At 66.3% G+C, this 22,307-nt stretch carries 14 protein-coding genes; 10 read left to right on the top strand and 4 right to left on the bottom strand.

The window, feature by feature from the left end:
• The first annotated feature begins 1 nt into the window (after window position 1).
• Genes AVT10_RS01700 through AVT10_RS01715 form a run of 4 tightly spaced genes read left to right on the top strand, consistent with a single transcriptional unit; the run spans window position 2 to window position 4,643 of the window.
• A complete protein-coding gene (locus AVT10_RS01700; RefSeq protein WP_269746886.1) occupies window positions 2-1,783 on the top strand; it encodes an IlvD/Edd family dehydratase in 1,782 nt (593 codons plus the stop codon).
• Window positions 1,784-1,793: 10 nt separating this feature from the next.
• The gene (locus AVT10_RS01705; RefSeq protein WP_066687485.1) at window positions 1,794-2,933 is read left to right on the top strand and encodes a fumarylacetoacetate hydrolase family protein; all 1,140 of its coding nucleotides are present in this window, start codon (window positions 1,794-1,796) and stop codon (window positions 2,931-2,933) included.
• Between the two features lie 23 nt (window positions 2,934-2,956).
• Entirely contained in the window at window positions 2,957-3,751 is a 795-nt protein-coding gene (locus tag AVT10_RS01710; protein ID WP_066687491.1) for an SDR family NAD(P)-dependent oxidoreductase, read from the top strand.
• Between the two features lies 1 nt (window position 3,752).
• Window positions 3,753-4,643 carry an SMP-30/gluconolactonase/LRE family protein gene (locus AVT10_RS01715; protein WP_066687492.1) on the top strand — a complete coding sequence of 297 codons (891 nt, stop codon included), beginning with the start codon at window positions 3,753-3,755 and terminating at the stop codon, window positions 4,641-4,643.
• Between the two features lie 264 nt (window positions 4,644-4,907).
• Here AVT10_RS01715 and AVT10_RS01720 read toward each other — a convergent pair whose 3' ends face one another.
• A complete protein-coding gene (locus AVT10_RS01720) occupies window positions 4,908-5,930 on the bottom strand; it encodes a LacI family DNA-binding transcriptional regulator (protein ID WP_066687496.1) in 1,023 nt (340 codons plus the stop codon).
• A 188-nt stretch (window positions 5,931-6,118) separates the two neighbouring features.
• Between AVT10_RS01720 and AVT10_RS01725 the strand changes: the two genes are divergently transcribed.
• The 6 genes from AVT10_RS01725 (at window position 6,119) to AVT10_RS01750 (ending at window position 17,721) form a co-directional block, all read left to right on the top strand.
• The gene (locus tag AVT10_RS01725; protein ID WP_232307827.1) at window positions 6,119-8,872 is read left to right on the top strand and encodes a TonB-dependent receptor; all 2,754 of its coding nucleotides are present in this window, start codon (window positions 6,119-6,121) and stop codon (window positions 8,870-8,872) included.
• Window positions 8,873-8,929: 57 nt separating this feature from the next.
• The gene (locus AVT10_RS01730) at window positions 8,930-10,450 is read left to right on the top strand and encodes a tryptophan halogenase family protein (RefSeq protein WP_066688084.1); all 1,521 of its coding nucleotides are present in this window, start codon (window positions 8,930-8,932) and stop codon (window positions 10,448-10,450) included.
• Window positions 10,447-12,237 carry an alpha-amylase family glycosyl hydrolase gene (locus tag AVT10_RS01735; RefSeq protein WP_066687500.1) on the top strand — a complete coding sequence of 597 codons (1,791 nt, stop codon included), beginning with the start codon at window positions 10,447-10,449 and terminating at the stop codon, window positions 12,235-12,237. Before AVT10_RS01730 ends, AVT10_RS01735 begins: the two co-directional genes overlap by 4 nt.
• Entirely contained in the window at window positions 12,237-13,859 is a 1,623-nt protein-coding gene (locus AVT10_RS01740; RefSeq protein ID WP_066687503.1) for an alpha-glucosidase family protein, read from the top strand. Before AVT10_RS01735 ends, AVT10_RS01740 begins: the two co-directional genes overlap by 1 nt.
• Before the next feature lie 167 nt (window positions 13,860-14,026).
• A complete protein-coding gene (locus AVT10_RS01745) occupies window positions 14,027-16,072 on the top strand; it encodes a glycoside hydrolase family 97 protein (RefSeq protein WP_066687506.1) in 2,046 nt (681 codons plus the stop codon).
• A gap of 149 nt (window positions 16,073-16,221) precedes the next feature.
• Window positions 16,222-17,721 (top strand): MFS transporter, encoded by a 1,500-nt coding sequence (locus tag AVT10_RS01750; RefSeq protein ID WP_066687509.1) that lies wholly within the window; start codon window positions 16,222-16,224, stop codon window positions 17,719-17,721.
• On the opposite strand, the gene glgX is transcribed toward AVT10_RS01750, so the two are convergent.
• The 3 genes from glgX to glgC all read right to left on the bottom strand — a co-directional run bounded on the left by glgX (window position 17,708) and on the right by glgC (window position 22,300).
• The gene (gene glgX, locus AVT10_RS01755; RefSeq protein WP_066687511.1) at window positions 17,708-19,477 is read right to left on the bottom strand and encodes a glycogen debranching protein GlgX; all 1,770 of its coding nucleotides are present in this window, start codon (window positions 19,475-19,477) and stop codon (window positions 17,708-17,710) included. The genes AVT10_RS01750 and glgX overlap by 14 nt on opposite strands.
• Entirely contained in the window at window positions 19,474-20,889 is a 1,416-nt protein-coding gene (glgA, locus tag AVT10_RS01760) for a glycogen synthase GlgA (protein ID WP_066687513.1), read from the bottom strand. The genes glgX and glgA overlap by 4 nt, the downstream gene beginning before the upstream one ends.
• A gap of 151 nt (window positions 20,890-21,040) precedes the next feature.
• Window positions 21,041-22,300: a glucose-1-phosphate adenylyltransferase gene (gene glgC / locus AVT10_RS01765; RefSeq protein ID WP_084401214.1), complete on the bottom strand. Its 1,260-nt coding sequence runs from the start codon at window positions 22,298-22,300 to the stop codon at window positions 21,041-21,043.
• Between the last annotated feature and the right edge of the window lie 7 nt (window positions 22,301-22,307).

The following is a 22,307-nucleotide window of genomic DNA, read 5'->3' on the forward strand; positions in this document are numbered from 1 at the left end:
CATGATGACCCGTACCCCCGCCCGTCCGTTCCGATCGCGCGAATGGTTCGCCGCGCCCGGCCGTCTCGACATGGCCGCGCTGTATCTTGAACGGTTCATGAACTACGGTATCACGCCCAGGGAACTGACCAGCGGGCGGCCGATCATCGGCATCGCCCAGTCGGGATCGGACCTGACGCCGTGCAACCGCATCCACCTGGAAACGGTCAAGCGGGTGAAGGCGGGGATCGAGGCGGCGGGGGGGATTCCGATGGAATTTCCGACCCATCCGATCTTCGAGAATTGCCGCCGGCCGACCGCGGCGATCGACCGCAATCTCGCCTATCTCGGGCTCGTCGAGATTTTGAACGGCTATCCGATCGATGCGGTCGTGCTGACCACCGGGTGCGACAAGACCACGCCGTCGGCGATCATGGCGGCGTCGACGGTCGACATTCCGGCGATCGTGCTGTCGGGCGGGCCGATGCTCGACGGGTGGCATGACGGCGATCTGGTCGGGTCGGGCACGGTGATCTGGCGCTCACGGCGCAAGCTCGCGGCGGGCGAGATCACTGAGGAAGAGTTTCTGGAGGCGGCGACCGCGTCGGCGCCGTCGGCCGGCCATTGCAACACCATGGGTACGGCATCGACGATGAACGCCATCGCCGAAGGGCTGGGCATGTCGCTGCCCGGCTGCGCGGCGATCCCGGCGCCCTATCGCGAGCGGGGGCAGATCGCGTACGAGACGGGCAAGCGTATCGTCGAGATGGCCTATGACGATTTGCGTCCGTCGAAGATTTTGACGCGGCAGTCGTTCCTGAACGCGATCGCGCTCATCACCGCGATCGGCGGATCGTCGAACGCGCATCCGCATCTGCACGCGATGGCGCGCCATGCCGATATCGAGCTCAAGCCGTCCGACTGGATGGAGTTTGGCTATGACCTGCCGCTGCTGGTCGATGTGCAGCCGGCGGGGCGGTTCCTGGGTGAGCGCTTCCACCGCGCCGGTGGCGTGCCGGCGGTACTGTCCGAACTGATCGCGGCGGGGAAGGTCGACGGCAATGTCGCGACGGTTACCGGCAGGACGCTGGGTGAGAATGTCGCCAACCGCTTTGCTACCGATCGCGAGGTCATCCGGGCGTACGACCAGCCGCTCAAAGAACAGGCGGGCTTCCTGGTGCTGTCGGGCAATCTGTTCGACGTGGCGATCATGAAGACCAGCGTGATCGGTCCCGATTTCCGGGCGCGCTACCTGTCGCGGCCGGGCCATGAGGGCTGTTTCGAAGGGCGGGCGATCGTGTTCGACGGGTCGGACGATTATCACCACCGGATCGACGATCCGGCGCTCGATATCGACGAGAACTGCATTCTCGTCATTCGCGGCGCGGGGGTGATCGGCTGGCCGGGATCGGCCGAGGTCACCAACATGCAGCCGCCCGCCGCCTTGCTGCAACGGGGTATCCAGAGCCTGCCGACGATCGGCGACGGGCGGCAGTCGGGGACGTCGGACAGCCCGTCGATCCTGAACGCCTCGCCCGAAAGTGCGGTCGGCGGTGGCCTCGCTTGGCTGTGTACCGGCGACACGATCCGCATCGACCTGAACCATGGCCGCTGCGACATGTTGGTCGACGATGCCGAGATCGCACGGCGCAAGGGCGAGGGCATCCCGCCGGTGCCGGCCAGTCAGACGCCTTGGGAAGAAATCTACCGCGAGAAGGTCGGGCAACTGGGCGAAGGTGGTGTGCTCGACCTTGCGCTGAAATATCGTCGGACGTCGGAAACGACGCCGCGCCACAATCACTGAGGAAACGGACATGAAAAGCGAACATGCCGCGCGGATGCTGCCGGCCGATCATGACCAGGCGCTGCTGGTCGGGCGGATGCAGCTGGCCGACGGCCCGACGCCGGTGGTGGTGAAGGGCGGCAAGGTTATCGACGTATCGGCGCATGCCGCGACCGTCGCCGACCTGTTGGAGTGCAGCGATATCGCGTCGCTTGACGGTCCGGTGGTGTGTGACACCGCCGCGCTGGCGGATCCGGCGGGCGAGCATCCGCCGATCCTGTCGCCGATCGACCTGCAATGCGTGAAGGCGGCGGGCGTCACGTTCGCGGTTTCGGCGCTGGAGCGGGTGATCGAGGAGCGCGCGCGTGGCGATGCCGATGCGGCGCAGGGTATTCGCGGCGATCTGGAAGCGCGCATCGGCGGGGGCATTCGCTCGGTGAAGCCGGGGTCGAGCGAGGCCGCCGAGCTGAAGGCCGCGCTGATCGACGCGGGCATGTGGTCGCAATATCTGGAGGTCGCGATCGGCCCCGATGCGGAGGTGTTCACCAAGGCACCGGTGCTTTCGACCATCGGCTGGGGTGGTGAAGTCGGCATCCGGTCGGACTCGTCGTGGAACAACCCCGAACCGGAAATCGTCGTCGTCGCCACCAGCGACGGCAAGATCGTCGGCGCGACACTCGGTAACGACGTCAACCTGCGCGACTTCGAAGGACGCTCGGCGCTGCTGCTCGGCAAGGCGAAGGATAACAACGCCTCGACCGGCATCGGACCGTTCATCCGCCTGTTCGACGGCACCTTCACCATGGACACCGTCCGCGACGCGGTGGTCGACCTGCGCATCGATGGACCGGAGGGTTATGTCCTGACCGGCACCAGCACGATGCGCGAGATCAGCCGCGATCCGGAGGATCTGGTGCGGCAGGCGCTGTCGGAGCACCAGTATCCCGACGGCTTCGTCCTGTTCCTCGGCACGCTGTTCGCGCCGGTACAGGATCGTGACGAACCGGGCCGGGGCTTCACCCATAAGCCGGGCGACGTGGTGCGGATCAGCACCACGTCGCTGGGCGAGCTGGTCAACACCGTCACCACGTCGAAGGTGGCCGAGCCGTGGCGGTTCGGCATCCGCGACCTGATGCGCAACCTTGCGCGCCGCGGCCTGATCGCCGCCTGACACCTCTTTGCTGGAAAACCTCCATGTCGCCTGACGATTTCGCCTACCCGATCGCGCCCGAAGCCCGTGCTTCCTATCCGTCACTCGCCGGCAAGCGCGTGCTCATCACCGGCGGCGGGTCGGGGATCGGTGCGGGCGTGGTCGAAGGGTTCGTGCGACAGGGCGCGCACGTCACCTTCTTCGACATTGCCGAAGAGGATTCGCGCAAGCTGATCGAGGAACTGGCAGACGTCGGTCCGACCCCCATGTTCCAGCGGGTCGACCTGACCGATATCGCTTCGCTCAAGGCCGCGATAGCCGATGCGATCGCGCAGGGCGGTGAGTTCGACGTGCTCGTCAACAACGCCGCCAGCGACGACCGCCATTCGATCGAGCAGGTCGACGAAGCCTATTGGGACAACCGGATGGGCGTGAATTTGCGCCACCTGTTCTTCGCCGCGCAGGCGGTGATCCCGGGCATGAAGGCCAGGGGCAAAGGCGTGATCGTCAACATGGGGTCGATCAGCTGGCATTTGGCGCTCGAGGAGCTGACCCTGTACCAGACCGCCAAGGCGGCGATCGAAGGGCTTACCCGCAGCTTCGCACGCGAACTGGGCGGCGACGGCATCCGTTCGGTCTGTGTCATCCCGGGCAATGTTCGCACCCCGCGGCAGTTGAAATGGTACACGCCGGAGGGCGAGGCGGAGATCGTGAAGGCGCAGTGCCTGAACGGTCGGCTGGTCGCCGGCGACATCGCGGCGATGATCCTGTTCCTTGCCTCCGACGATGCGCGGCTGGTAACCGGGCACAGCTTTTTCGTGGATGCAGGGTGGCGCTAGGATGACCAAGGTACAGAAATCCGAACCGGTCAGCGTCTGGGACCTGGCGGCACCGTTGCTGGAGGGACCGATCTGGGTCGATCGGGACCAGGCACTTTGGTTCGGCTGTATCAAGACGCCGCGCGTCCATCGCTACGATCCGGCGAGCGGTGAGCGGCGCAGCTGGGCAGCACCCGGCCAGTGCGGTTTCGTGCTTCCATCGGCGGACGGCAAGTTCATCGCGGGCCTCCAGACCGGGCTGCATCGCTTCGATCCGGTCACGGGCGGGTTCGAACTGCTGGTCGATCCCGAACCCAATCTGCCGGGCAACCGGCTGAACGATGCGACGGTGGATTCGTCGGGGCGGCTGTGGTTCGGGACGATGGATGATGGCGAAAGTGCCGCGACCGGGACCATCTATCGCCTAGGCGCAGACGGGCGGGCGGTCGCGTCGGCGCCGCCGGTCGCGATCACCAACGGCCCGGCGGTCAGCCCGGACGGGCGGACGCTGTATCATGTCGATACGCTGGGCGGGCATGTCTATGCCTGCACCATTGCCGACGACGGGTCGCTGACCGATCGGCGGCTGTTCGTGTCGATCCCGAACGACGAAGGTTATCCCGATGGCCCGGCGGTAGACGCCGAAGGTTGCGTCTGGATCGGCCTGTACACCGGCTGGGGCATCCGCCGCTATTCACCGAAGGGCGAGTTGCTGGAGACGTTGCGGATGCCGGTCGATGCAATCACGAAGGTTGCGTTCGGCGGGCCGGACCGGCGGACGGTGTTCGCAACCACCGCGAACAAGCATCACGACGCCGAACAGGCGGCGGCGCAGCCGCTGGCGGGGAATTTGTTCCAGTTCGAAGTCGATGTGCCGGGCGTGGCGGGGACGGAGATTTCGGTCGGGGTTTGAAGGGGCGGCTCTCAGGGGTACTCGATCGTCATCCCGGATGTGATCCGGTCCAGCATTTTTGAAGAAGCTGGCACGTGATCTACCCGGCGCGATACGTCGCCCCAGCGCAGGCTGGGGCCTCAAGCGGCTCCTGCCGTGTGCGATCACCGAGAGATCCCAGCCTGCGCTGGGATGACGTTTGTCGCGATGAGGAGGGTTCAGGCTTCGGGAGAAGGAGGGCCCCGGATCAAGTCCGGTATGACGTTGTTGCTGGCGCTACTGCCCTCAGCTCGACTTGCGCACTACCAGTTCGGGCGGGAGTAGCGCCGGCGCGGTTTCGCGGCGGTTGATGCGGCGGATCAGCATGTCGACCAGCAATTCGCCGGCGCGCGCATAATCCTGTCGGATCGTCGTCAGCGGCGGTTGGGCGAGCGAGGCGGCGGGGATGTCGTCGAAGCCGATGATGGCGACATCGCCCGGCACGCTGAGCCCCGCTTCGGCCAGCGCCCGCATCGCGCCCAGCGCAATCATGTCCGATGCGGCAAAGATGCCGTCGAACGCGATCCCGCGGGCGAGCAAGCGGCTGGCGGCGTCATAGCCCGATGCCTCGCTCGACAGCGCATCGACCTGCAATCCCGGATCGACCGGCAGGCCCGACGCCTGCAACGCGGCGGTGAGCCCCCGATAGCGGTCGCGGGACTCCGGATAGTGGCTCGATGCATCGCCGAGAAAGGCGATGCTGCGCCGACCCCGGTCGATCAGATGCTGGCCGGCATCGCGCCCGCCGCCGAGATTGTCACAGCCGATGACGGTGCCGGGATGCGCCGGATCGGCCGATCCCCAGCGCACGAAATGCGTCCCCTGCGCGACCAGCTGATCAAGGCGGCGCGAATAATCGTCGAAATCGCCATAGCCGAGCAGGATGAGCCCGTCGGCCTTGCGGCTGTCCTCATAATCGACATGCCAGTCGGCGGAGAGCTGCTGGAACGAGGTCAGCAGGTCGTAGCCGCGCGCGCCGCAGGTGTGGAGGATCGACCCCAGCATCGACAGGAAGAACGGGTTGATCCGCGATCCGTCGGGTGCGGGGTCTTCGAAGAACAGCAGCGCCAGGGTCGAGGTGCTGCCTCGGCGGAGCGCGGAGGCGTTCTTGTCGACCTTGTAGTTCAGCTGGGCGGCGATCGCCTCGATCCGGAGGCGGGTGGCGGCGCTCACCGTCCGGTCGCCGCGCAGGGCACGGCTGACCGTCGGTTGCGACACGCCGGCCAGTGCCGCGATGTCGAACGAGGTCGGCTTGTCGCCCGCCGCCATGCGATGTCCTCTCCCGGCCCCCCATGGGCGTTGCCGCCGGTGTAGCGGCGACGCATAACGTGGGGCAAGGGGCGACTGAATACGTATGCTGTCCGCTTCTCAACATGCCCCAATGGTTTCAATAGGGCGGTACGGACGAACCGGGCGAAAGAGCCGGGGAATCAACCATCGTTGGGGAGGATTGGATCATGCGGTATTCATCTCAAGCGTCGACGTGCGCCAAATTGGCGCGGGGGTCGAGCATCACGGCATTGATGGTCGCAGGGCTGCTGGCCGGGGCAGGCACCGCTGTTGCGCAGACCGCGCCGGCGCAGGCCGACGCGACCGATCCGACCGCGACTCCGGCGTCGGAAGAAGATACCGACATCGTCGTCACCGGCTTCCGCGCCAGCCTGGAAAACGCCGTCGCCGAAAAGAAGAACCGCGATCAGGTCGTCGAATCGATCAGCGCGGAAGATATCGGCAAGCTGCCCGATGCGTCGATCGCGGAATCGATCGCCCGCCTGCCGGGCCTTACCTCGCAGCGTGTCTCGGGCCGGTCGAACTCGATCTCGATCCGTGGTTTCGCGCCCGATTTCTCGACCACGCTGCTGAACGGCCGCGAACAGACGTCGACCGGCGACAACCGCGCCGTCGAATATGACCAGTATCCGGCCGAAATCATGAGCCAGGTGCTGGTGTACAAGACCGGCCAGGCGAACCTGGTCGGGCAGGGCCTGTCCGGTACAGTCGACCTGCGCACCGTCCGGCCGCTGGAATATGGGCGTCAGGCGATCTCGATCGGCGCGCGCGGCACCTATGCCGATCTGGGCAAGCTGAACGCCGGATCGCGCGACAAGGGCTATCGCGTCAACGGCACCTATATCGACCAGTTCGCCGACGAGACGATCGGCGTCGCGCTGTCGGCCAATTATCTGGACGAACCGTACCAGATCCAGGAGTTCAACGCCTGGGGCTATGCCGGTTTCAACGGGCAGGGCGTGATCGGCGGGTCGAAGTCGTACGTCACCTCGACGCGGCTCAAGCGCCTGGGTCTGTCGGGGACGTTGCAGTACCGGCCGGTGCCGAACCTGACCGTGACGGTCGACGGCTTCTATTCGGACTTCAACGACGACCAGATCAAGCGCGGCATCGAACTGCCGCTGGGCTATGGTCAGGATTTCAACAACGCCGCCAATCCCAATGGCGTGAAGCTGACCAACACGACAGCGAACAGCGACGGCTTCATCACCTCTGGCACGTTCGGCAATGTCGAGGGCGTGGTCCGCAACGACGCGTTCGAGCGCAAGGCGAAGCTCTATTCGTTCGGCTACAACATGGCGTGGCGCGGCGATGACGGCTGGAACGCGACGCTCGACGCCAGCTATTCGAAGACCGATCGGCAGGAGATCATCCTCGAAAGCTATGCCGGCACCGGCTACGGCCAGAATGTCGGGGCGAAGGACACGATTTCCTTCACCAGCGGCAAGACCGGCACGCGCTTCTCGCCGACGCTGAACTATTCGGACCCGAACCTGATCCTGCTGACCGATCCGCTCGGCTGGGGTGGCGCCAATCTGCAGGCGGGCTATTTCAACGATCGCATCGTCAAGGACCGGATCGCGCAGTATCGCTTCGAAGTCGAGAAGGAACTGGACAATTTCTTCGGCGCGGTGAAGGTCGGGCTGAACTACACCGATCGTGACAAGTCGCTGACCCCGGACGAAGCGCTGCTCGCGCTGAGCGGTGGCCTGCGCCAGCTGCGCATTCCCGACCAGTATGTGAAGGAGCCGACCAGTCTCAGCTATCTCGGGCTGGGGCCGATGCTGAGCTACGACCCGCGCGACCTGCTGGCAGGCGGTGTCTATTCGCTGATCGCGAACACCAGCCTCGACGTCCCGGCGAAGGCGTTCCGGATCGAAGAAGACCTGATGACGATGTATGTCCAGGCGGACATCAACCAGGACATCGGCGCATCGATCCTGACCGGCAATATCGGCGTTCAGGCGGTCAATACCGAACAGAAGTCGTCGGGTCTGGTTGCCGCCGCCGGGACGCTGGTCCCGACCATTCGCGGTGCGGATTATTGGGACCTGCTGCCCAGCATCAACCTGTCGCTGCGCATGCCCGGCGACTGGGTGATCCGTGCGGGTGCCGCGCGGCAGGTGCAGCGGCCGCGACTCGACGACATGCGCGTGTCGCAGGGCTATGGGTATAACCCGCAGGAACGCATCATCACCGGCGGCGGCGGCAATCCGTTCCTTCGCCCGATCCGGTCGAATTCGTTCGATCTTACGCTGGAGAAGTATTTCGGCCGGGCGGGCTACATCGCGGCGCAGGGGTTCTACAAGGACCTGAAGTCGTTCGTGTACAACCAGACCATCCCGTTCGACTATGCGGGCTTCCCGACGCCCACCGGTACGCCGCCGGGCACCCCGACGCTGGGCCGGGCCGACGTGCCGATCAACGGCGAGGGTGGCAGCATCTACGGCGTCGAACTGGCCGCTACGCTGCCGCTCAACACCTTCGTGTCGTTCCTCGACGGGTTCGGCGTGACCGGTGGCGGATCGTGGACCAAGACGCAGATCAAGCCCACCCCGACCGCCCCGGCCGAGGATATTCCCGGCTATTCGAAGTGGGTCATCAACGGCACGGCGTATTTCGAGAAGTGGGGCTTCAGCGCCCGCGGATCGGCGCGCTATCGCTCGACCTTCGTGGGTGAACTGTCGGGCTTTGGCGGTAATCGCCAGCGCCGCCGTGCACTGGACGAGACGATCATCGATGCGCAGATTGGTTACGAGTTCCAGAAGGGCACCGCGCTCGAAGGGCTGTCGCTGTTCGTGCAGGGGCAGAACCTGACCGACGAACGCTTCGCGACCGTCGATCCAGCGTACGACCTCGCCGTGATCGACTATCAGAGCTATGGCCGGCGCTTCCTGGCCGGGGCATCGTTCCGGTTCTGATGCTCTACCCCGCCTGCCCATGATCGGGCAGGCGGGACCGACGTGACGGAGGCGATGATGGCGATCGATCAGGAACCCGTCCGGACTGTCGCGATCATCGGCGGCGGTTCGGCCGGATGGATGGCGGCGGCGGCGCTGGCCCGCTTTCTGCCCGCCGGCACCGTCATCACGCTGGTCGAATCCGATGCCATCGGCACGGTCGGGGTGGGCGAGGCGACCATTCCGCAGCTGCGGCTGTTCAACCAGCATCTCGGCATCGACGAGGATGATTTCGTCGCGCGGACCGGCGGCAGCTTCAAGCTGGGCATCGAATTTGCCGGCTGGAACGGCGCGGACAGCCGCTACCTCCACGCCTTCGGCACGATCGGCCGCGCGGTCGGGTTGGTGCCGTTCCACCATTACTGGCTGGCGGCGGGCGGGGGCGACCGGCCGCAGTCGCTGTGGTCGCACAGCGCCTGCGCGGTCGCGGCGGCAGCGAACCGGTTCGACCGCGATCCCGGCAATCCGCAGGCGCCGTCCGGCATCGCCTGGGCCTATCATTTCGATGCGGCGCGCTATGCCGCCTATCTGCGTGAGCGGGCCGAGCGCGCGGGCGTCGTCCGGGTCGAAGGGCGCGTAGTCGATGTTTCGCAGGACGGTGAAACCGGCCTGATCGCCGGCGTTACGCTGTACGATGGGCGGCGGGTCGAGGCGGATTTCTTTATCGACTGTTCGGGGTTCGCCGCGCTGCTGATCGGGCGGATGGCGGGCGATCGCTGGGACGACTGGTCGGCGCTGTTGCCGTGCGACCGGGCGCTGGCGGTGCCGTGCGCATCGGTCGAGCCGATCACGCCCTATACCCGGGCGACGGCGCGCACGGTGGGTTGGCAATGGCGTATCCCGTTGCAGGAGCGGACGGGCAACGGCCTCGTCTATTCGAGCGCGCATCTGTCCGACGACGAGGCCGCGACGACATTGCTCGACAATCTTGATAGGGCGGCGCTGGGCGATCCCCGGCCGTTGCGCTTCACCACCGGGCGGCGTCAGGCGCCGTGGATCGGCAATTGCGTTGCGCTCGGGCTGGCCGCCGGGTTCATGGAGCCGCTGGAGTCGACGTCGATCCATCTGGTCCAGTCGGGGATTGCGCGGCTGTTGTCGCTTTGGCCGAGCGCCAAGCCCCGCACCGCCGATATCGCCGAGTTCAATCGGCAATCGGCGCGCGAATGGCTGAGCATCCGCGACTTCCTGATCGCGCATTATGCGCTGAACGGGCGGGACGAGCCGTTCTGGCAGGAACGTCGCGCGACGCCGCTGCCCGATAGCCTGATCGAACGCATCGCGCTGTTCGAACAATCGGGGCGGATCGTCCGCGACGAGCATGAATTGTTCGCCGAGGTCGCGTGGTTGCAGCTGCTGGTCGGGCAGGGGGTGGTCGCCAAGGGCTATCACCCGCTCGCCGATGCCCTACCCGCCGCCCGGCGTGACCAGTTTCTCGACATTTCGGCGCAACATGTAGCCGCCACGGTCGCGCGGATGCCGACCCATGACCAGTTTCTCCGCGCCCATTGCCCGGCGCCCGACGCAAAGGTTGCCGCGTGATCCGATCCCTGCTCCTCGCCCTGACCCTCGGTGCCAGCGCGCTGCCCGTCGCTGCCGTCGCGCAGGATTTCCGTGCGCGGGCGCCGGAGGACGAGGTCATCTACTTCGTCCTGCCCGACCGGTTCGAGAATGGCGACAAGGCGAACGACCGCGGCGGGATGACCGGCGACCGGCTGGTCCATGGGTTCGATCCGACCGCCAAGGGTTTCTATCATGGCGGCGACCTGAAAGGGCTGACCGCGCGGCTGCCCTATATCCAGTCGCTGGGTGCCACCGCGATCTGGGTCGGGCCGATCTTCAAGAACAAGGCGGTGCAGGGCGGGCCGGGCAGCGAGTCCGCCGGCTATCACGGCTATTGGGTGACCGACTTCACCCAGGTCGACCCGCATCTGGGGACCAATGCCGATTTCAAGGCGCTGGTCGATGCGGCACATGCGCGTGGGATGAAGGTCTATATGGACATCATCGCCAACCATACCGCCGACGTGATCCAGTATCGCGAATGCGTGGGGAAGGCCGAGTGCGTCTATCGCAGCCGCGCGGATTATCCCTATTCGGCTAGGGCCAAGAACCGGGGCTTTGCCGGCGATGGCGTGCAGACGGCGGAGAATTTCGCGAAGCTGACCGATCCGTCCTTCGCCTATACCCCGTTCGTGCCGCCGGCCGAGCGGTCGGTGAAGGTGCCGGCATGGCTCAACGACCCGATCTATTACCATAATCGCGGCAACACGACGTTCAGCAACGAAAGCTCGCAAATGGGCGATTTCGTCGGGCTGGACGACCTGATGACCGAGAATCCGCGCGTGGTGGCCGGGATGATCGATATCTTCGGCGGCTGGATCGACCGGTTCGGGATCGACGGTTACCGCATCGATACCGCGCGACATGTGAACCCGGAATTTTGGGCGGCGTTCGTGCCGGCGATGCAGGCGCGGGCGAAGGCGCGCGGTATCCCCAATTTCCACGTCTTCGGCGAAGTCGCGCTGTCGTCGCTCGACGCGGGTGGCCTCGCCGCCTGGACCAAGACCGGCAAGTTCCCGGCCGTGCTCGACTTCTCGTTTCGCGAGGCGGTGTTGCAGAGTGTTGCGGGTACGAAGGGCACTGATGTGTTCGAGACTGTGTTCGACGGCGACGTGCTCTATGCCGGCGGCGAGGCGATGGCGCGGCAGTTGCCGACCTTTACCGGCAACCACGACAATGGCCGCTTCGCCTTCTACCTGCGGCAGGCGCGGCCGCAGGCGAGCGATGCGGAAATCCTGTCGCGGGTGATGCTGTCGAACGCGATGCTGCTGACGCTGCGGGGCGTGCCGACGATCTATTCAGGCGACGAACAGGGCTTTGCCGGTGACGGCAACGATCAGGACGCGCGCGAGGACATGTTCGCGTCCCAGGTCGCGTCGTACAACGACAACAAGCTGGTCGGCACCAATGCGACCACCGCGACCGCCAATTTCACGCCTAGCCACCCGCTGTACCGGCAGATCGCCGAACTGGCGAAGCTCCGGAACGAGACCCCGGCGCTGACGCGCGGCCGGCAAGTGCTGCGCGCGCGGGAGGACAAGCCGGGTCTCCTCGCCATTTCGCGGTTCGATCCGATGAGCGGCGGTGAGGTGCTGCTGGTGTTCAACACATCGGACGCGCCGATCACCCGCAACGTGCAGGTCGAGACCGCCTCCACCCGGTTCCGCGCCCTGTCCGGCACATGCGGCAGCGTGACCGCGCCGGGTGCGATCCGCCTGACCATTCCCGCCCTTGGCTATGCGGTGTGCGCCGCGGAGACCCGATAATGACCGAAGCAGCCGCCCGGACGATCGCCCCCGAACCCGCCACCGCCCGTCCGTGGTGGCACGGCGCGACCATCTACCAGATTTATCCGCGCAGCTTTGCCGACAGCAATGGCGACGGGATCGGCGACCTGCCCGGAATCACCGCGCATCTCGACTATGTCGCATCGCTGGGCGTCGATGCGATCTGGCTGTCGCCGTTCTTCACTTCACCGATGAAGGATTTCGGCTATGACGTCGCGAATTATTGCGATGTCGACCCGATCTTCGGCACGCTCGCCGATTTCGATGCGTTGATCGCCAAGGCGCATGCGCTGGGCCTGCGCATCATCATCGACCAGGTGTGGTCGCACACCAGCGACGAACACCCCTGGTTCGTGGAGAGCCGGTCGAGCCGTACCAACCCCAAGGCCGACTGGTATGTGTGGGCCGATGCCAAGCCCGACGGCTCGCCGCCGAGCAACTGGCAGTCGGTGTTCGGCGGCCCGGCCTGGACGTGGGACGCGCGGCGCGGGCAATATTATCTGCACAATTTCCTGAAGGAACAGCCGCAGCTCCACGGCCACAATGCGGAGCTGCAGGAAGCGCTGCTCAACACCGCGCGCTTCTGGCTCGACCGCGGCGTCGATGGGTTCCGGCTGGACGCGATCAACTTCGCGATGCACGACCCGGAATTGCGCGACAATCCGCCGATGCCGAGCAACGGCAAAACGCGGACCCGCCCGTTCGATTTCCAGCGCAAGCTGTACAATCAGGGGCATCCGGACATTCCGGCATTCCTCGAACACGTCCGCGCGCTGCTCGACAGCTATGGCGATCGCTTCACCGTTGCGGAGATCGGCGGCGACGATGCGACGCGCGAGATGAAGCTGTTCTGCGAGGGCGACCGGCGGCTCAACACCGCCTATGGCTTCGACTTTCTCTACGCGCCCGAACTGTCGCCCCGTATCTTGCGTGACGCGTTCGATACCTGGGGCGAGGATGCGCCTTGGCCGAGCTGGGCGTTCGAGAACCATGATGCGCCACGTGCGGTCTCGCGCTGGCTGACCGACCCGGCCCATGCGGGGGCGTTCGGGCGGATCAAGATGCTGCTGCTCGCCTGCCTGCGCGGGAACATCTTCCTCTATAACGGCGAGGAACTGGGGCTGCCGCAGGTCGACATCGCATTCGAGGATCTGCAGGATCCGGAAGCGATCGCGAACTGGCCGCTGACCCTGTCGCGTGACGGTGCCCGCACGCCGATGCCATGGGCGGCGGATGCGGAGAATCTGGGGTTCGGGTCGGGCAAGCCTTGGCTGCCGACCGGCGAGGCGCACCGGGCGCTGGCGGTGGACCGGCAGGCGGAGGACGATGCGTCGCTGTTGAACTTTACCCGGCGTGTCCTGCGCCTGCGCAACGCCCATCCGGCGCTGCGGTCAGGCAGCATGACCATCGTCGAGGCATCGGATTCGATCTTCGCATTCGAACGCGAACTGGACGGGCAGCAGGCGCTCTGCGTGTTCAACCTGTCCGATGCACCGGCGACCTTCGCAGGCGGAGCGGGCCGGCGAGCGATCGAAACCATCGGCGATGTGGACGGGGACCGGTTCGGTCCGTTCGCGGCGCAGGTCGGGATCCGCGACTGAAACACGTGCGGCTTTCCACTCCCGTTCGTGCTGAGTAGCGGCTGAGCGAAGTCGAAGACGCGTATCGAAGCACCCTTGCCGGTCCTTCGATACGCCCCTTCGCTAAGCTCAGTGGCTACTCAGGATGGACGGAGGGAAGGCTCGGGAAAAAGGAGAAGGCGATGAGGATGATGAAATGGGCGCTGGCGTTGGCCGGCGCGACTGCGATGGCCTCGCCCGCCTTTGCCGAGGTCGTGGCACGCGCGGCGTCGCCCGACGGCAAGCTGACGGTGGCGGTGAGCCTCGATAACGAAGGGCGGCCGAGCTATTCGATCGCCAAGGACGGCCGGCCGGTGCTGAACGACAGCAAATTGGGCTTCATGTTCACCGACGCGCCGAAGATCGAGCGCGGGCTGACGCTGACCGGCACGAAGCGCGACCGGACGGACACCACCTGGACGCAGCCGTTTGGCGAATGGAAGACGATCCGCGACAATCACACCGAACTGACGGTGACGTTCCGCGAGGCGAAGAACCTGAAGCGCGAGATGGCGGTGACCTTCCGCCTGTTCGATGACGGCGTCGGCTTTCGCTATACCTTGCCCAAACAGGCCAATCTGACGACCGCCAACATCGCCGACGAACTGACCCAGTTCGCCTTTGCCGAACCGGGCACAGCATGGTGGAAGCCGGCGTTCGAGTGGAATCGCGAGGAATATCTCTACAACAAGACCCCGCTCGACGCGGTCGGCACCGCGCAGACGGTGATGACGGTGAAGCTCGCCAGCGGTCGCCATGTCGCGATCCATGAAGCGGCGCTGAGCGATTATTCGGCGATGAACCTCGCCCGCGCCGAGGGGACGACGTTCCGCGCGGTGCTGACGCCGGGATCGAACGGTCCCAAGGTGTCGCGCGCCGCCGGTTTCTCGACCCCGTGGCGGACCATCGCCATCGCCGACGACGCGCCCGGTCTCTACGCCGCCAGCCGGATCGGGCTGAACCTGAACGAGCCGAACAAGCTGGGCGATACGTCGGGCTGGATCCGGCCGGGCAAGTTCGTCGGCGTGTGGTGGAACATGATCAAGGGGGAATGGAGCTGGGCGCGCGGGCCGAAGCATGGCGCGACCACCGCCAATGTCCGCCGCTATATCGACTTCGCTGCCGCCAACGGGATTCAGGGCGTGCTGGTCGAAGGGTGGAATGTCGGTTGGGACGGCGACTGGTTCGGCAACGGCAACGACATGAACTTCAGCCAGCCGACCGAGGATTTCGATGCGGCAGGCCTCGCCGCCTATGCCAAGTCGAAGGGCGTGCGGCTGATCGGCCATCACGAAACCGGCGGGTCGGTCAGCAATTACGACCGCCAGCTGGACAGCGCGTTCAAATGGGCCGCCGATCATGGCGAGCGGGTGGTCAAGACCGGCTATGTCACCGATGCGGGTCAGATCGAGCGCGTCGATGCCGACGGATCGAAGCACCGGGAGTGGCATGAGGGGCAGTGGATGGTGAACCACCATCAGCGCGTCCTCGACGCCGCCGCCCGCTACAAGGTGTCGATCGACAGTCACGAACCGGTCAAGGATACGGGTCTCCGCCGTACCTATCCCAACTGGCTCAGCCGCGAAGGCGGACGCGGGATGGAGTATAATGCCTGGGGCGGCGGCGGGAACAACCCGCCCGAGCATGAGGCCAATCTGGTGTTCACCCAGTTCCTGGGCGGGCCGATGGACTTTACGCCGGGCGTGCTGAGCCTAACCGGCAGCCCGGGCGTGTTCCTGCAATCGACGATCGCCAAGCAGCTGGCGCTGTATGTCACGCTCTATTCGCCGGTGGTGATGGCAGCCGATACGCCGGAGAATTACGCGCGCTATCCGGCGGCGTTCAAGTTCATTCGCGACGTGCCGACCGACTGGTCCGACACCCGCGTGCTGAACGGCGAGGTCGGTGATTACGTCACGATCGCGCGCAGGGCGGCGGGCAGCAACGACTGGTTCCTCGGCGCGATCGGTGACGAAGAGGCGCGCAGCTCGACGGTCGAGCTCGACTTCCTCGAGGCCGGCAAGACGTACACCGCTGAAATCTATCGCGACGGCCCCGGCGCGGATTATCGCACCGATGCCCGCCATTCGATCACCATCGAACAGCGTCAGGTGAGGAAGGGCGATACGCTGACCATCGCGCTGGCGCCGGGCGGTGGCGAGGCGATCCGTTTCGTGGCACCGAAGCGGAAGTAACGATCCTCTCCCGTAAACGGGGAGGGGGACCGTCCACAGGACGGTGGAGGGGGTAGCCCCGCAACGCAACCGTGGTGGAGACGGACACCCCCCTCCACCATGCTAACGCATGGTCCCCCTCCCCGCGGAGCGGGGAGGAGCTTGAGAATATGCAGACCCGCCCGACGCTCGGCTTCGCCCAGCTCTGGAACATCTCGTTCGGTTTCTTCGGCATCCAGATCGGCTTCGCGCTGCAAAATGCGAATGCCAGCCGCATCTTCCAGTCGCTGGGAACGCCGATCGATCAGCTGGGGCTGATGTGGATCGCCGCGCCGCTGACCGGGCTGCTGGTCCAGCCGCTGATCGGCCATTATTCCGACCGGACCTGGGGACGGCTGGGGCGCCGGCGACCCTATTTCCTCGTCGGTGCGATCCTGTGCACCTGCGCGCTGTTCTTCATGCCCAATTCGCCAAGCATATTGGCGGCGGCGATCACGCTATGGATCCTCGATGCGTCGCTGAACGTGTCGATGGAGCCGTTTCGCGCGTTCGTCGGCGACATGCTGGCACCCAAGCAGCGACCGGCGGGTTATGCGTTCCAGACCTGGTTCATCGGCGCGGGCGCGGTCGTCGCCAGCATCGCACCCTATGTGCTGGAAAATGTGTTCGGCGTCAGCAACACCGCCCCGGCCGGACAGGTGCCCGATGCGGTGCGCTATGGCTTTTACTTCGGCGGCGTCATGCTGCTGATCGCGGTGCTGTGGACCGTGCTGACCGTCCGCGAATACAGCCCGGCGGAGATGGCGGCGTTCGGCGAGGAGACGGCGGAGGCCGACGATGCCGCGCCGATGGTCGTGCCGACGCGCGGGGCGCTCTGGATCGTCGGCGGCGCGGTGGTCGCGGGGCTGATCGCGTGGGCGGAGGCGGCCGGTGCGCTGGAAAGCGGACGCGAAGCTTATTTCGTCGCGGCGGGCATCGCGCTGTACGGTGTTGCGCAGCTGGTATCGGCGGCGCTGGTCCGCGCCGGACGCGGCGACAATGTGCTCAGCCACATCATCGGCGACCTGGCGACCATGCCCGACACGATGCGGCGGCTGGCGCTGGTGCAGTTCTTCACCTGGGGCGCGCTTATCATCATGTGGGTCTACACCACCCCGGTGATCGCGCAGCAGGTGTGGGGTACGGTCGATCCGGCGTCGGACGGCTATAATCAGGCGGGCAGCTGGGTCGGCGTTCTGTTCGCAATCTATTCGGGCGTGGCTGCGGTCGCGGCGTTCGCACTGCCGCTGCTGGCGCGCCGGATCGGGGCGGGGCGGACGCATATGCTGTGCTTGGCTGTCGGTGCGGCGGCCTATATCGGGATATACCTGACCCATGACCGGCTGGGCATGATCGTGCCGATGGTCGGGATCGGTATCGTCTGGGCGTCGGTGCTGACCATGCCCTATGTGCTGCTCGCCAACGCACTGCCGCAGCGCAAACTGGGCGTGTATATGGGCATCTTCAATTTCTTCATCGTCCTGCCGCAGCTGATCGTCGCGACCGTCATGGGTGGCGTGATCAAGACGTGGTTCCCGACCCAGCCGGCCTATACCATGCTGGTCGCGGCGGCGGTGATGGCACTGGCGGCAGTGGCGATGCTGCGGGTGCGCGAGCCTAGCGCAGCGTGACGCTTCGGGCCGCGCGATCGATCCGGATCGTCGCGCCCGGCAAATGCAGCGCGAAGCCGGGGCAGTCGGGTGCCTCCCACCGCTCCGCCGTCATCGGCTGGCCGTCCAGCGTGAGCCAGGTCGCCTGTTCCGGTACGTCGGTATCGAACACCGCCGGACGGTCGCGACGCCATGCGGCGAGCGTGGCGACATGCTCCTCCAGCGCGACGTCGCGCGCGGTCCAGTCGATCCAGGTGATCGCATTGTCCTGCGCATAGGCGTTGTTGTTGCCGCGTTGTGTCCGGCCGAATTCGTCGCCGGCGGTCAGCTGGATATAGCCGCGCGTGGCGAACAGCGTAGCGAGCAGCGCGCGCAGGTCGGCGGTGCGGGCGGCTGTGACGGTGGGGTCTTCGGACGGCCCTTCGACGCCGTGGTTCCAGGAGAGGTTCTCGCCGTGCCCGTCGCGATTATCCTCGCCATTGGCGTGATTGTGGCGGTCGACATGCGATACAAGGTCGGCGAGGGTGAAGCCGTCATGCGCGGCGAGGAAGTTCACGCTGCGCGTCACCGGACCGAACACGTCCGCCGATCCCATCAGCCGCGTCGCCAGCAGCCCGACGCTGCCGTCGCCCCGCCAGAAGCGGCGGACATCGTCGCGGTACCGGTCGTTCCACTCGAGCCAGTCGGACGGGAAATTGCCGAGCTGATAGCCGCCGGGGCCGATGTCCCACGGTTCGGCGATCATCACCTTGTGGTTCAGCAACGGATCGGCGGCGATCGCGGCGAAGATCGGGGCGTGGCGGTCGAACCCCGGCGAGCGGGCGATGACGGTGGCGAGGTCGAAGCGAAAGCCATCGACGCCCAGCGCGGCGAAGTGGCGCAGCGAGGCGAGGATCAGGTCGCGCACCCCCGCATCGCCTGCATCTAGCGTATTGCCGGTGCCGGTATCGTTGATGAGGCTGCCGTCGGGCGCATGGGCGTAGGATAGATTGTCCAGTCCGCGCAGGGACAGGATCGGGCCGTCGCGGTCGCTCTCCCCGCTATGGTTGAACACCAGGTCGAGGATCACGCCGATCCCCGCTTCGCGCAGCGTGGCGACCGTATCGCGCAGTTCCGCGACGCCGCCCGGCGCAAGGCCGGGATCGATCGCCATCGGGACGACCGGATTATAGCCCCATGCGTTGCGCAGGCCGAGCGGCGGCAGATGGCGTTCGTCGATCCACGCGACGATCGGCATTAGTTCGACGGTGCCCACACCGATCTTGCGGAGATGTGCGATGACGGCCGGGTGGGCGAGGGCGGCGATGGTGCCGCGCTGCGCCTCCGGAATGTCGGGATGCTGGATGGTGAAGGCGCGGACGTTCAATTCGTAGATCGGGCGCGCCGGATCGATCCGCGGGCGTTCGACAGGCGCCGGGTCGGAGAGCGCAGGAACGATCGCGCACGGGACGATAGCCGCCGTGTCCTCGCCATATACCGGCAGGATCGGATGATAGCGGAACCGGCGGTCCAGCTCGATGGCATAGGGGTCGACCAGCAGCTTCGCCGGATCGAACCAGCGGCCGGTATCGGGCGCCCAATCGCCTTCCGCACGATAGCCGTAACGCTGTCCGGGGCCGATGCCCGGCACGTCCGCGACGAACCAGTCGCCTTCCCGGGCCATGGCCAGCCGGCGCTCGGCATCACCATCGAACAGGCACAGCCAGACCGCCGCGGCGTCGCGCGCGCGGACGGCGAAGCGGGTGCCGCCGGGGATCGCGCTGGCGCCGGGGATCATGCCGCCACCAGGCTCCGGTACAATTCGGCATAGCGTGCGCCGCTCCGCGTCCACGAAAAGTCGGCGCGCATCCCTTGCTTCTGCATTGTCGACCAGGGATCGGGCTGGGCGTAGAGCGCCATCGTACGGCGCAGCGCCTGCGACAGGCCGTCAGGGGTGACTGCGGCGAACTGGATGCCCGTGGCCACGCCGGCTGCGACCGCAGCCTCGTTCGCGTCGATTACCGTATCGGCAAGGCCGCCGGTCCGGGCGACCACCGGCACGCAGCCATAAGCGAGGCCATAGAGCTGGGTCAGACCGCAGGGTTCGAAGCGCGACGGGATCAGGATCGCATCGCCGCCGCCCTGCAACAGGTGCGAGAGCGCTTCGTCATAGCCGATCCGCACGCCGATCCGGCCGGGATGGCGGTTGCTCGCTGCCCTGAATGCCTGTTCGAGCGCGGCGTCCCCCGACCCGAGCAGCGCCAGCCGCCCGCCCATCGCGACCATGGCGTCGAGTTGCCCGGCCAGCACGTCCATGCCTTTCTGCCATGTCAGGCGGCTGACGACGACGAAGATCGGGCCGTCATCCCCGTCCAGGCCGAACGCCTGTTCGACCGCGCGCTTGTTGGTCCGGCGGCGGGACAGGGTGCGGGCCGTATAGCGGGCGGGCAGGGCCGCATCGGTTTCCGGAGACCAGACCGCCGGGTCGATGCCGTTGACGATGCCCGACACCCGGTCGCGACGTGCCTCGATCAGGCCCTCCAGCCCCATGCCGAATTCGCCGTGCCGGATTTCCTCGGCATAGCTGGGCGACACGGTGGTGATCGCATCGGCCGAGGCAAGGCCGGCCTTCAGCAGCCCGACCCCGCCATAATATTCGACGCCATCGAGCGCGTAGGCCGTTTCGGGCAGGCCAAGGCCGGCGAACACGGCGGCATCGTAGCGGCCCTGAAAGGCGATGTTGTGGATCGTCAGGACGCTCGGCACCTGCGCGCCGTCATAGCGCAGATAGGCCGGCGCCATCGCGCCCTGCCAGTCGTGGGCGTGGACCAAATCGAACTGCCCGGCCAGATCGGCCGCCGCCCGCCCGAGCGCGGCGAAGCGCCGCCAGTTGTCGTCCCAATCGCGGCCGGTCGCATCAGCGTAGGGTCCGCCGTCGCGCGCGAACAGGTCGGGGGCGTCGAGCACCAGCAGCGGGTGGCCGTCGATCCTGCCGCCGAGCAGGCGTGCGGGCGTGCCGAGCAGGTCGTCCCAGCGGCGGATGGCCTTGGCGCGGCCGAGCGATTTCACGACCGACGGGTAGCCGGGCAGGAGCGTCGTCGTCTCGATTCCGTGCGGGGCTAGGGCGGCGGAGAGGGCGCCGACGACATCGGCGAGGCCGCCGGTCTTGACGAGGGGATAGGCTTCGGAGGCGACGGACAGGACGTGCATCAGGTCCTCCGCGGCACGGGGAGGAGGACCATGCTGAGCATGGTGGAGGGGGCGTTCCCCCTCCACCACGCGGAGTGGACGACGACGCCCCCCTCCACCGTCCTGCGGACGGTCCCCCTCCCCGTGCCGGGGAGGACCTGACGAGTCGCCATCACGCGCCCAGCCGGTCGATCATCGGCTGGGTAATCAGGCAAATGCCGCGATCGGTCCGGCGGAAGCGGTGGCCGTCGAGCAACGGGTCCTCGCCCACGACCAGCCCATCGGGAATGGTCACCCCCGCATCGACCACGCAGCGCGTCAGCCGAGCATTCCGCCCGATCCGGGTCATCGGCAGGATCACCGATTCATCGATGCTGCTATAGCTGTGCGCCCGCACCCCGGTGCTGAGCAGGCTGCGATGCACGGTCGATCCCGACACGATGCAGTCGCCCGCGACCAAGCTCGACACTGCGCTGCCCCGACGTCCGTCGAGGTCGTGGACGAACTTCGCGGGAGGCGTGATCTCCGAATAGGTCCAGAGCGGCCAGCTGCGGTCGTACAGGTCGAGCTGCGGCACGACGTCGGTCAGGTCGATATTCGCTTCCCAGTAGGCATCGACCGTGCCGACGTCGCGCCAATAGGCACGCGGTTCCTCCGGGCTGCGTACGCAGGACGAGGAGAAGCGGTGCGCCTGCGCATGGCCGTGCTCGACCAGCCAGGGGATCAGGTCCTTGCCGAAATCGCGGCTCGACCCTGCGGTATCGGCATCGCGGCGCAGCTGCTCGAACAGCAAGGCGGTGCGGAAGACATAGATGCCGAGGCTGGCGAGCGAGCGGTCGGGATCGCCGGGCAAAGTGGGCGGATCGGCGGGCTTTTCGACGAAATCGATGATGCGGTCGGTCGCATCGACATGCATCACGCCGAACCCGACCGCCTCGGCCTTCGGTACCTCCATGCAGGCGACGGTCACGTCGGCGCCGGTGTCGACATGCTGCTGGAGCATGAGCTCATAGTCCATCTTGTAGATATGGTCCCCGGCAAGGATGACCATATATTCCGGACCGTAGCTCTGGATGATGTCGATATTCTGGAACACCGCATCGGCGGTGCCTTCATACCATTGAAACTCGCTGATCCGCTGGCTGGCAGGCAGGATGTCGAAGCTTTCGTTGCGTTCGGGGCGCAGGAAGTTCCAGCCGCGCTGCAGGTGGCGGATCAGGCTGTGCGCCTTGTACTGCGTCGCCACCCCGATGCGGCGAATGCCCGAATTGATCGCGTTCGACAGCGCAAAATCGATAATCCGGCTCTTGCCGCCGAAATAGACCGCCGGCTTGGCGCGGGTGTCGGTCATTTCGAACAGGCGGCTGCCCCGGCCGCCCGCCAATACATAGGCCATGGCATCGCGTGCCAATGGTTGTCCTCGCCTTTCCACGCAGCAC

The sequence above is a fragment of the Sphingomonas hankookensis genome, from assembly GCF_001619955.1.
GTDB lineage: Bacteria > Pseudomonadota > Alphaproteobacteria > Sphingomonadales > Sphingomonadaceae > Sphingomonas > Sphingomonas hankookensis_A.

Bases quoted from the DNA above. Each gene is read 5' to 3' on its own strand.
- AVT10_RS01700 (WP_269746886.1), top strand. From the start codon at position 2: ATGATGACCCGTACCCCCGCCCGTCCGTTCCGATCGCGCGAATGGTTC.
- AVT10_RS01705 (WP_066687485.1), top strand. From the start codon at position 1,794: ATGAAAAGCGAACATGCCGCGCGGATGCTGCCGGCCGATCATGACCAG.
- AVT10_RS01710 (WP_066687491.1), top strand. From the start codon at position 2,957: ATGTCGCCTGACGATTTCGCCTACCCGATCGCGCCCGAAGCCCGTGCT.
- AVT10_RS01715 (WP_066687492.1), top strand. From the start codon at position 3,753: ATGACCAAGGTACAGAAATCCGAACCGGTCAGCGTCTGGGACCTGGCG.
- AVT10_RS01720 (WP_066687496.1), bottom strand. From the start codon at position 5,930: ATGGCGGCGGGCGACAAGCCGACCTCGTTCGACATCGCGGCACTGGCC.
- AVT10_RS01725 (WP_232307827.1), top strand. From the start codon at position 6,119: ATGCGGTATTCATCTCAAGCGTCGACGTGCGCCAAATTGGCGCGGGGG.
- AVT10_RS01730 (WP_066688084.1), top strand. From the start codon at position 8,930: ATGGCGATCGATCAGGAACCCGTCCGGACTGTCGCGATCATCGGCGGC.
- AVT10_RS01740 (WP_066687503.1), top strand. From the start codon at position 12,237: ATGACCGAAGCAGCCGCCCGGACGATCGCCCCCGAACCCGCCACCGCC.
- AVT10_RS01745 (WP_066687506.1), top strand. From the start codon at position 14,027: ATGATGAAATGGGCGCTGGCGTTGGCCGGCGCGACTGCGATGGCCTCG.
- AVT10_RS01750 (WP_066687509.1), top strand. From the start codon at position 16,222: ATGCAGACCCGCCCGACGCTCGGCTTCGCCCAGCTCTGGAACATCTCG.
- glgX (WP_066687511.1), bottom strand. From the start codon at position 19,477: ATGATCCCCGGCGCCAGCGCGATCCCCGGCGGCACCCGCTTCGCCGTC.
- glgA (WP_066687513.1), bottom strand. From the start codon at position 20,889: ATGCACGTCCTGTCCGTCGCCTCCGAAGCCTATCCCCTCGTCAAGACC.